Consider the following 10,069-nt stretch of genomic DNA (forward strand, 5'->3'; position numbering starts at 1 on the left):
TCGGGGCTCAACTCAGATGATGCCCAATCCCTTTACCACCTGCAGTAACCCGATCATGACAAAGATGCCGATCATCACCTGGCGGCGATTTGCCAGCGCCCAGTCGTGCACCGGTTGCAGCACCGCCTGGGTGCGCACCGGAGCGATCAGGTGGCTGACAACGGCGACTTCGAAAACCGCGAACATCGCGACGACGAACAGGATGACGGCGATGATCTGCGTGCCCGTCGAGGCCCCGGAGGACACGACGGTGGTCGTGACGAACAGGACCAATGGGAAACCGGGCAGGAATCCCATGCCGCAGACCAGGGCGACCCACAAAGCGCCACTGTCCCAGGCTCTTTGAAGACGCCCGAATAGCCGCCGGATTGCCGACTTACCCTCCGTCGCCTCCTCCATGCCGGCAAAAGGCGAAGAGATCGGGGCCGGCTTCTCGGACTCCAGCAACTGGCCCGGTGCGTTGCCGCTCGGTGCCGGCACCTGCGCTCGCCGACGCACCCAGAAACGCACTGCGATCAGCGCGGCGACCGACAGCACGAGCACACCCATGCCGAGCTGTATGTGCCGGGTCGCGGCGTTGGCAGCAGGGGCCTGAGGGCTGAACATCGGCGCGCGGTGCAGCAACATCACCGGTATCACCAGAGCCGGAATGTTCGTCGTGAGACAGCCGATCCAGCACACCAGAAGGTTCTGCACAGGACGTGGACGGGAGATCACAAGGAGGATGAGGGCCAGCAGGGCGGGATTGAACGCCATCACAATCGCCATCCCGAACAGTGAGCCCCACACGGCCCGGGACACTACCTGTTGTTTGTTTGTATTTTGTAGCTTTCGCAACCCTGGTGATCTTGATTGTTGTTTGCCCAGCGTGGATGAGGGTCGGGTACGGGGAGCGGACACCTGCCGATGGGCGCCGAGAGTACTTGCCGTCGTGCCGGTTTGATCGTGGGACGGGTGCGCCCGACGGCGAGACCGATGCGCCGGTAACTGACCCGTCCTCCGGCGATCTGGGAGCTGCCAGGCGTCCTGCCCGGGAATATGGTGTCGACACCCATCGACTGATGGATCCATCTGATGCCCGTCGAACCCTTGCGCAGGTTCGTCCCGAGCACGTGCTCAGTTTTGGACCGGAACTGACAGGGGATCGGGATAATGACCGATGTCTCTGGCACCCCAAGGGTGCGACAACTGAAAGGTTCGAGGTCTCCGCGATGAAATTTGTGCTGGCTTTCTACGGGACTCGAGGTGACGTCGAGCCCGGTGTCGCGGTAGGCCGTGAGTTGTTGCGTCGCGGACACGACGTACGCATGGCGGTCTCGCCCGATCTGGTTGAGTTCGTCGAGACGGCTGGTCCGACAGCCATAGCGTGCGGGCCCGATGTGCGTGTATGGCAAGACCTGAACCGCGACTTCTGGGCACGCTTCTTGCGCAAGTTCTGGAAGAACTTCTGGAGAGTGCGGGATCTGGCCGGGTTGTTGCGCGAGGAATGGCATCTCTTCGACCAGTACTGGCAGGAGGTCAGCAAGACGCTGACGTCACTGGCGGATGGGGCGGATCTGCTGTTCACCGGCGTGATCGGCGAGGAGGCTGCGGGCAACGTCGCGGAGGCCTGCGACATTCCGTTCGCCATGCTGCATGTGTTTCCGCTACGGCCCAACGGCCAGCTCGTTCCCGCCTTACCGGCGCGGTTGGCCCGCACGATGATGAGGGTGTCGGAGTGGTTGAGTTGGCCGATGATGAAACGGCTCGAGGATCCGCAGCGGAGGGAACTGGGCCTACCGAAGGCCACCGGCCCTTCCGCATGGAGGGTGGCCGAGCGTGGTTCGCTGGAGATCCAGGCCTACGACGAGATCTACTTTCCCGGGCTGGCCGCCGAATGGGCCAAATGGGATGGACAAAGGCCCTTTGTCGGTGCGCTGACAATGGAGTTGCCGACAGATACCGATGACGAGATCGCTGCCTGGATTGCCGCAGGGACACCGCCGATCTGCTTCGGCTTTGGCAGCATGCCGGTCGATTCGGGCGCTGACACGCTGGCGATGATCGGCGCCGCCTGTGCGGAGTTGGGTGAGCGGGCGGTGGTGTGTGCCGGCGCGAGTGACTTCAGCAACGTCCCGCATCCCGACCACGTGAAAGTGGTGGACACCATGAATTACGCGGCCGCCTTTCCCCTCTGCCGTGCGGTGGTGCACCACGGTGGTGCGGGCACCACCGCCGCGGGTCTACGCGCCGGCGTCCCCACATTGATCCTGTCGACCGATCTGGATCAGACGCTGTGGGGAGCCCGGATCAAGCGGTTGAAAGTGGGGACCGCCCGGCGACTTTCAGCCACGACACAAAAGTCGTTGGTCGCAGACCTGCGTACGATCCTCGAGCCGCAATATGCGACTCGCGCCCGAGAAGTCGCAACCCAGATGACCAAACCGGCCGAGAGCGTTGCAGCCACCGCCGACCTGCTGGAAAAGTTCGCCCATCTCAGGCGAGTGGGCTGATCGTCCCGGCGCAAGTCAATGCCATCGACCAGGCGGCTTCTGCGCGAAAACTCTTGGATCTGTGAGTGATCGAGCGTTGGCCCCAACCCGGGGCGGCCGCAGCACCCATCGCATTTTGCGACTTCTGATCGGATCATGACCGCGATGATCCATGATGGTCTACGTGGATAGCAGAACCCGCGACATTGCGAACATGCCCCGGGGCGGACCAGACGCTTCCTGGCTGGACCGGCGTTTGCAGACCGATCGGCTCGAGTACCTGGATCGCGACGACGTCGACGATCTGAAGCGCAAGGTCATGGATTCACTCGACCGCGCCGGAGGACGGCGTGGGATCGGTATTCACGACAAGTGCGCCCGGATGGTGCTTCGCGAGGTGGCCGAGGTGCCGTCACCGAAGATCCTCGAGCTCGGCGCCGGCCTCGGCGGGCTGTCGCGCAAGCTACTGGACAAGCATCCCACTGCGCAGGTGACGGTCACCGACATCGAACCCGCGTTTGTCGCGGGTATGGCCGCAGGCGACCTCGGCAGTCACCCCCGCGCCACGGTGCGGGAAATGGATGCCACCGAAATCGATGCGCCGGAAGGCTATTACGACCTCGCGGTGTTCGCTCTGTCGTTGCACCACCTGCCCCCTGAGCTCGCCGCCCGAGTCTTCGCGGCAGGCACCCGGGCAGCGAAGAAGCTCCTGATAGTCGACCTTCCCAGGCCGCCGGCACCCGTGCACATCGCGTTGTTGGCGGTGGTGCTGCCGCTCATCAGAATCTCTCCGTTGCAACACGACGGATTCATCAGTTCGCTCCGCGCCTACAGCCCGTCGGCTCTGCGTGCGCTGGGCCACCACGCCGACCCGTCCATCACGGTCGAGTTCCGGACTCGGCGTGGACTCGGCCCGACGGTGGCGGTCGCCAGCCGCTCCTGACCCGGCGACAACCAGCGGAATCGACTCTCACCTGCAGGTCAGATGCTGTTCAAACCCTTGGCGATCAGCATCGTGCCGGCCAGTACGCACATGGCCACCAGGATCTTTCGATGATGAGCCCACGCCCAATCGTGTAGTCGTTGCACGATGGCTTCGGTTTTCGCAGGCGCGGCCAGATAGCTGACCAGGACGACCTCGACAACGGCGAGCATCCCGACGACGAACGCGATGGTCGCGGTGATCTGCGTGCCGACCGCGGCTCCTGAGACCACGACGATCGCAAGCAGGAACAGGGCTACGTCGGGCGGCGCACCGGCAAACGAGAAGCCGATCACGAACGAGACCCACAAAGATCCGTCTTCCCACGCGTCGTGGCCGCGGCGCAACAACCGGCGGAATACCGAGCGGCCCTCTGCCGGGGCATCCTGCGCGCGGGCCAGGAGTCGCGAGACCGGTGTCGAAGTGTTCGCCTCCGACACCAGGGTCGATGTGCCACCCTCCGGGGCCGGCACCGTCGCCCGCTGGCGCACCCAGAAGTGCACGGTCAGCACCGTTGCAGTCATCAGCGCGACCGAACCCATGCCGATTTGAATGTAACCGCCGGTGGAGCTCTTGGCCCACGACTCCGCGGTGGACTTGAACATCGGCGTGAGGTGCAGCAGCGTCAGCGGAATCACCAACGTGGGAATGGTCGCCGTCACGCAGCCGGCGCCGAACATCAGCAGGTTCTGCACGGGCCGCGGCCGCGAGATCACGAGAAGGGTGATGCCCAGCCGCATGGGATCGAGCCCAACCAGAACACCTAGCGCCAGCACCGAACCCCACACCGCCGAAACACTACTAGGTTGCTCCGGGCTGTCGGCTCTTTTGAAGCCATCGTTGTGCGCAGCGATCACGGCGCACCAAAGTCGGCTTGCCAGAGCTAACTTCGCCCGCGCGCCGACTCCGGTGGCATCACGGTTTCGGCACGGGCAGCCCCCGCAAAAGCTATGCTGCGCCGGTGGCGTCGAGTTCTCTGAGGTTGGACGGGTGAAAGCGGTTACAAAAGATTGCCGGCTGTGCGGATCGATCGGTCCCCACCAGGCAATTGAAGTTCGCGAGATGATGTTCGGCACTCGGGAAACGTTCGAATATTTCAGCTGCGCTGCGTGCGAGACGTTGCAGATTCACGACGCGCTCGAGGGCGAAGAGCTCATGCGCCACTACCCACCAAACTACTACTCGCACAATGCGTCGGCCCAACCCAGCGCGTTCCGATGGCTGGTCACCCAACACGATGCGCACAAGCTGCGTGGCGGCGGCAACCGGATGCTCGGAGCCCTGATCTCGGCTCGGATATCCGAAGGAATCTTCCGCGTGCTTCTCGGAGGAGACGTCGTCAGGATGCTTGCTCAACTTGAAGTTGAGCGTGACGCTCGAATTCTGGACGTAGGTTGCGGTACCGGTGAACTGCTCGACCGGTTGAGTCGAATTGGATTCAACAATTTGCTCGGTGCGGATCCGTTCATCGCGGCCGATGGCGAGTCCGCTGAAGGCGTGCCATTGATGAAACGCGATTTGAACACCGTCGATGGCAAATTCGACCTCCTGATGTTCAACCATTCCCTCGAGCACGTCCCCGATCCGGTCGCGACACTCAAAGTTGCGTACGAGAAGCTCGCTGTGGGCGGAATGTGCCTGGCTCGTGTGCCCACGACCTCGTCAGAAGCTTGGACCACCTACCGGGCGGACTGGGTGCAGGCTGATGCACCCCGGCACATGGTCATACCGTCACGGCAGGGAATGGCGATGGCGGCGGAGAAGGCCGGACTGCGAGTCGTCAGGACGTTCGATGATTCGAATTTGGGCCAGTTCCTCGGCAGCGAAGCGTATCGACGTGACGTTGCGGTGACCGACCCCAAGATTCTCCGAATGTTCGGCCCCAAGCAGCTGTGGGAGTGGGAGAAACGCGCTCTATCGCTCAACCAGCGGCAGCGCGGCGACCAAACCGGGTTTGTGCTGCAGGCGATGTGAGGCGTCGGACAGCTGGAAATCCGCTCTGCCGCAATCGAATCTAGCTGTCGGCATTAGGCAACCCTTAATTGGTCTTGGCGCATCGACCGAGCGGCACCCGCCGAGTCAACGATTGAATCCGAATCACCCAAACCGCGCCGAGTCCATGCCCGTTCGAAGCTAGAGTCATCGAAACCATCTGGACATACAAGCTGGGGGCCCTTTTCACGTGACCGATCTCGACGTTCGATCTCTGTACCTCGACCTGATCCGAGGCAACCTCACCAGGTACGGGATGCACGAGCGTATGCCCGCGCAGTGGACGCTGCGGCGACGTCTGTACTTCAAGACCCTCAATCGCATGATGGTCCGCGGCGGGGCGTATCGACTCGCCCGCGCCACGCCGAACGAGAATCGCAGCACGCTCGTTCAGCACAAGCGCGACTTGGGCATCGACTGGCCGGCGGAGGCCGAGACGATGATCGGAATGCAGCGGCTCACCAGTCTTCAGCATTGCGTCGAGACTGTGCTGGCGGAGGACATCCCGGGCGACCTGATCGAATGCGGAGTGTGGCGTGGCGGGGCCTGCATCCTGATGCGTGCCGTACTGGCTGCCTATGGCGATGAGACGCGAAGTGTCTGGGTGGCGGATTCCTTCGAGGGCCTGCCACCGGCAGACCCCGAGAACTACAAGGCCGACAAAGGCCTCAGGACGCAGAGCCTTGCCGGGATCCTCGGTGTGTCCGAAACTGAGGTCAAGGCAAACTTCCAGCGCTACGGACTGCTGGACGACCAGGTCCGCTTTCTTCCTGGTTGGTTCAAGGACACCCTGCACGATGCGCCGATCGATCGCATCGCTGTGCTGCGGGTCGATGGCGATCTGTATGAATCCACGATCCAAGCGCTCGAGGCGCTCTACCCGCGACTGTCTCCGGGGGGCTTCTGCATCATCGACGACTACCACGATCTCAAGCCGTGCCGGGAAGCCGTCACCGACTACCGCGCGGAGCATGGGATCACCGCCGAGATCGTCGACATAGACGGGACTGCTGTGCTGTGGCGCAAGTAGCGCCGGCACGGCTGTCGCCGTCATTGCGCAGGCGCGCAAGGTAATTGAGAGGCCAGAGTCCACGATGAAATTCGTACTCGCGAGCTACGGCACACGCGGCGACATCGAGCCTTTGGTTGCCGTCGGCCGCGAGCTGCTGGGCCGCGGACATGACGTGCGGATGGCTGTCCCGCCTGATCTGGTTTCCTTCGCCGAGGCGGCCGGGCCGACGGCGATTCCGTACGGGCCCGATCTGCAGGCTGTCCTGGACTCCCACCGCGACTTCTGGACCCATTTCTTCCGCAACTTCTGGAAGGTCCGGGAACTGATCAGGTTGCGGCGCGAGGTCGTCGAGCCCTTTCACCAGTGCTGGAAGGACATCATCGCCACATTGACGTCACTGGCCGACGGTGCCGACTTGCTGTTCACCGGCGTGAACTTCGAGGACGCCGCGGGCAACGTCGCCGAGTACTACGATATTCCGTTGGCCACCCTGCACCTGTTCCCGTTGCGGGCCAACGGCCAGTTCGTACCGTTCCTGCCTGCGCCGTTGGGCCGTTCAGCGATGAAGGCCTCTGAGTGGGTCGCGTGGCGCAACGCGAAGAAAGTCGAGGGTATTCAGCGCGGTGAACTGTCGCTGCCGAAGGCCACAGCGCCCTCACCGTGGCGGCTCACCGAACGCGGCTGTCTGGAGATTCAGGCGTACGACGAAGTCTGCTTTCCCGGCCTCGGCGCCGAATGGGCGCAATGGTCTGATCAACGGCCCTTTGTCGGTGCTTTGACGATGGATCTGCCCGGCGATTCCGATGACGAGGTCGCGTCGTGGATCGCCGCGGGAACACCGCCGATTTTCTTCGGCTTCGGCAGCTTGCCGATGGAATCCGGCGCCAAGACACTCGCGATGATCAGCTCGGTCTGCGCGGAGCTGGGCGAGCGTGCGTTGGTGTGTTCCGCCGGAACCGACCTGAGCGACGTCCCGCCGTCCGATCACGTGAAGGTGGTCGGTGCGATGAACTACTCGGCCGCTTTCCCCGCCTGCCGTGCCGTCGTTCACCACGGGGGATTGGGCACCACGGCTGCGGGGCTGCGTGCCGGAGTTCCCACCCTGATCCTGTCGACGGACCTCGATCAGACACTGTGGGGCAGGCGGGTGAAACAGCTGAAAGTGGGTACTGCCCGCCGTTTTTCGGGCACCACCGAAAAGTCGTTGGTCGCAGACCTGCGCACCATCCTCGACCCGCAGTATGCCGATCGAGCCCGCGAGGTCGCCGCGCGGATGACCAAGCCTGCCGAAAGCGTGATGGTCACCGCCGATCTCGTGGAGAAGCTGGCCGGCCTCGGCCGGCCGTGACCGACGTCGAATCAGCTTCGCGGCGCGTTACTACTGCGAGTTGTGCGACCCGTGAGCGCTGGCGGGGCAGTGTGTTGGGGCCATTGACACCCGTGATGGCGGTGTGGCGTCTCTGATCGCGCGAACGTGGATCACCCCGCCGCGATGCGGCACGAACGTGACATGTTTCGGTCGCTGCTTCTCGTCTGCCGCGGTGGTGGTTCTCAACTCGACCCTGCGGAGGATCTCACGTAGTACGAGCCGTATCTCGACCATGGCGAAGGTGGCGCCGAGGCAGCGGCGGTTCCCGCCGCCGAACGGTAACCAGGTCGTCGGGCTCAGGGTGGTGCCGAGCATGCGATCGGGGTCGAACCTGTCCGGATCCGGGTACACCGTGGGGCTGGCGTGCACGAGCCCGATCGCCGGGTCGACCATGATGCCCGCGGGAAGCCGGTAGCCGCCCACCTCGACCGGCTCCTTCAGCACGCGTCCCGAGCTGAACAGCACCGGACGGATCCGCAGCGTCTCTTTGATCACCGCGTCGAGGTACTCGTCACCGGCAGGATCGCCCGCCGCGCTGGCATCGGCGGCCTGCACGGCCTTGGCCAACGCCACCGGGTGGCGGGTCAGCCGTTCCAGTGCCCAGGACAGGGCCGTCGCGGTGGTCTCGTGCCCGGCCGCGATCGCCGTCAGGAGCTGGTCTCGCAGTTCGCTGTCGGACATCACGCGGCCGTCGTCGTCGGTGGCGCGGACCAGCATGGCCAGCACGTCGGTGCGTTCGGCGAGGTTGGGGTCGGCGCGACGGTCGGCGATCTCGGCGTAGAGCAGGGCGTCGGTCTCCGCGAATCGTCGGCCCACTCCTCGCCACGGGTGGTGGCGCCGCAGACTCGGCTTCGTAATCGCCGGTGTTTCCCACGATTTCATGTAGAGCAGTCTCGGCACGACCTTGCGCAACGCGGCCAGCCGTGCTGGGTCGCTGGCGCCGATGACGGTCCGCAGGATCACTTCCAGCGTGATCTCGGTCGTCTTGGGCGCCACCGGGAAGCTCTTGCCGACCTCCCAGCCGGCGATGTTCGCGGCCGCGATCTCGGTCATCTGAGCGGCCTGGTTTGCGACGGCATCGCGGTGGAACGCCGGCATGGTCAGGCGACGCAGGCTGTGGTGTGCGTCCTCGTCGAGCACGAACAGCGAGCTGTCGCCAAGAAGTCCACGAAAAAACCAATGCGCTTCGCCGGAATGAAAAACCTTGGGGTCACCGGCATATACGGTCTTGATATCGGCGGGATCCGCAAGGTACACGACCGTACCCGAAAGTGGAATCCGCAGTGTGAACATGTTGCCGTAGCGGCGTTTGCACCCCTTCAGGAAGCGCAAGCCGTAGCCCGCCATCAACGCGGACTGCACCACCATGGGAAGCGGAGGTCCAGGCGGCAGTGCGGTTTTGGCGGTATTGCTCACTTCTGCGCGATCCCTAGCTACTAGATGGTACGTATGCCGACATGACGACCTCGGGCTGTGACCGACGCTGATCGCCGGTCGCGGGGGAGCAAGTGCTCCGGGTCGATCCACGGTCGCAGCTCTGGGTTCTACGGTAACTCCCAACCGTACGTTGTCGGTTGGGGCGCGGGGCACTTTCGACGGATCGTCTCCCGGCGGAATCCTGAGCGGATGCACAGCGTTTGTTGATCGATTGAATTTGTATTTCCTATGAGCTCTAGGGATCGGCCGATGGCTCGATGACGCGTCGCCGATGCCGACTACCCGCCGGTCAGCAAAATTCTGGCAAACCATGACACTATCGGCGAAATGGCTGGTGTCGACGTTGGCAGCAGGGCGCTTACCGGGCGCATACCAAGGTCTGCTGGCTAATTCGCCATGTTAACGGTGGTCCTGCAGACTGTTCCCGCATCGCACCACGCCTGCCGGACGTAGAACAGCAAATATTGACGATTTTCCTAAAATCGCTTGCCAGTCGGACCGTCTGGGTTAGGTTTAGAACGTGTTCCATTTAGCTCGCCCAGATGGTGTGGAGAACAGGTGAGTATCAATCCATTCGACGACGACAACGGCAGCTTCTTCGTCTTGATCAACGACGAGGAGCAACACAGCTTGTGGCCGGCCTTCGCGGATGTTCCAGCCGGATGGCGGGTGGTCTACGGCGAGGCGAACCGCGCCGCATGCCTGGAGTACATCGAGCAACACTGGGCCGACATTCGGCCGAAGAGTCTGCGAGACAGGTTGGCACAGGGTCGGACTGTTGATCAGTAGTCGGCGGGCTGCGACCG

9 protein-coding genes are annotated in these 10,069 nt (G+C 63.4%); 6 read left to right on the forward strand and 3 right to left on the reverse strand.

What is annotated here, in order from left to right; translation table 11 throughout:
* Positions 1 to 12: 12 nt before the first annotated feature.
* The gene (locus EH231_RS05890) at positions 13 to 789 is read right to left on the reverse strand and encodes a GAP family protein (protein ID WP_241177891.1); all 777 of its coding nucleotides are present in this window, start codon (positions 787 to 789) and stop codon (positions 13 to 15) included.
* Positions 790 to 1,211: 422 nt separating this feature from the next.
* Here EH231_RS05890 and EH231_RS05895 point away from each other — a divergent pair, with 422 nt between their 5' ends.
* Both EH231_RS05895 and EH231_RS05900 read left to right on the forward strand, forming a co-directional pair.
* Positions 1,212 to 2,492 (forward strand): glycosyltransferase, encoded by a 1,281-nt coding sequence (locus tag EH231_RS05895; RefSeq protein WP_090425924.1) that lies wholly within the window; start codon positions 1,212 to 1,214, stop codon positions 2,490 to 2,492.
* A 151-nt stretch (positions 2,493 to 2,643) separates the two neighbouring features.
* Complete coding sequence (locus EH231_RS05900) at positions 2,644 to 3,414, forward strand: class I SAM-dependent methyltransferase (RefSeq protein ID WP_420891953.1); 771 nt, start codon at positions 2,644 to 2,646, stop codon at positions 3,412 to 3,414.
* Between the two features lie 38 nt (positions 3,415 to 3,452).
* Here EH231_RS05900 and EH231_RS05905 read toward each other — a convergent pair whose 3' ends face one another.
* Positions 3,453 to 4,310, reverse strand: coding sequence for a GAP family protein (locus EH231_RS05905; RefSeq protein ID WP_241177892.1), 858 nt, complete (start codon positions 4,308 to 4,310; stop codon positions 3,453 to 3,455).
* A 133-nt stretch (positions 4,311 to 4,443) separates the two neighbouring features.
* Between EH231_RS05905 and EH231_RS05910 the strand changes: the two genes are divergently transcribed.
* The 3 genes from EH231_RS05910 to EH231_RS05920 all read left to right on the forward strand — a co-directional run bounded on the left by EH231_RS05910 (position 4,444) and on the right by EH231_RS05920 (position 7,805).
* The gene (locus EH231_RS05910) at positions 4,444 to 5,427 is read left to right on the forward strand and encodes a class I SAM-dependent methyltransferase (protein ID WP_164480786.1); all 984 of its coding nucleotides are present in this window, start codon (positions 4,444 to 4,446) and stop codon (positions 5,425 to 5,427) included.
* Positions 5,428 to 5,635: 208 nt separating this feature from the next.
* On the forward strand, positions 5,636 to 6,475 hold the full coding sequence (locus EH231_RS05915) for a TylF/MycF/NovP-related O-methyltransferase (protein WP_090425931.1): 840 nt from the start codon (positions 5,636 to 5,638) through the stop codon (positions 6,473 to 6,475).
* Positions 6,476 to 6,539: 64 nt separating this feature from the next.
* Positions 6,540 to 7,805, forward strand: a complete 1,266-nt coding sequence (locus tag EH231_RS05920) for a glycosyltransferase (protein WP_124712059.1) — start codon at positions 6,540 to 6,542, stop codon at positions 7,803 to 7,805.
* A gap of 30 nt (positions 7,806 to 7,835) precedes the next feature.
* Here the strand turns inward: EH231_RS05920 and EH231_RS05925 are convergent, their stop codons facing one another.
* On the reverse strand, positions 7,836 to 9,242 hold the full coding sequence (locus EH231_RS05925) for a cytochrome P450 (protein ID WP_090425936.1): 1,407 nt from the start codon (positions 9,240 to 9,242) through the stop codon (positions 7,836 to 7,838).
* A 579-nt stretch (positions 9,243 to 9,821) separates the two neighbouring features.
* Between EH231_RS05925 and EH231_RS05930 the strand changes: the two genes are divergently transcribed.
* A complete protein-coding gene (locus tag EH231_RS05930; RefSeq protein ID WP_124712060.1) occupies positions 9,822 to 10,052 on the forward strand; it encodes an MbtH family protein in 231 nt (76 codons plus the stop codon).
* Positions 10,053 to 10,069: the final 17 nt, after the last annotated feature.

The organism is Mycolicibacterium nivoides (assembly GCF_003855255.1).
Taxonomy (GTDB): Bacteria; Actinomycetota; Actinomycetes; order Mycobacteriales; family Mycobacteriaceae; genus Mycobacterium; species Mycobacterium nivoides.

Excerpts from the sequence above, each read along its gene's own strand:
- EH231_RS05895 (WP_090425924.1), top strand. The coding sequence starts at position 1,212 with ATGAAATTTGTGCTGGCTTTCTACGGGACTCGAGGTGACGTCGAGCCC.
- EH231_RS05900 (WP_420891953.1), top strand. The coding sequence starts at position 2,644 with ATGATGGTCTACGTGGATAGCAGAACCCGCGACATTGCGAACATGCCC.
- EH231_RS05920 (WP_124712059.1), top strand. The coding sequence starts at position 6,540 with ATGAAATTCGTACTCGCGAGCTACGGCACACGCGGCGACATCGAGCCT.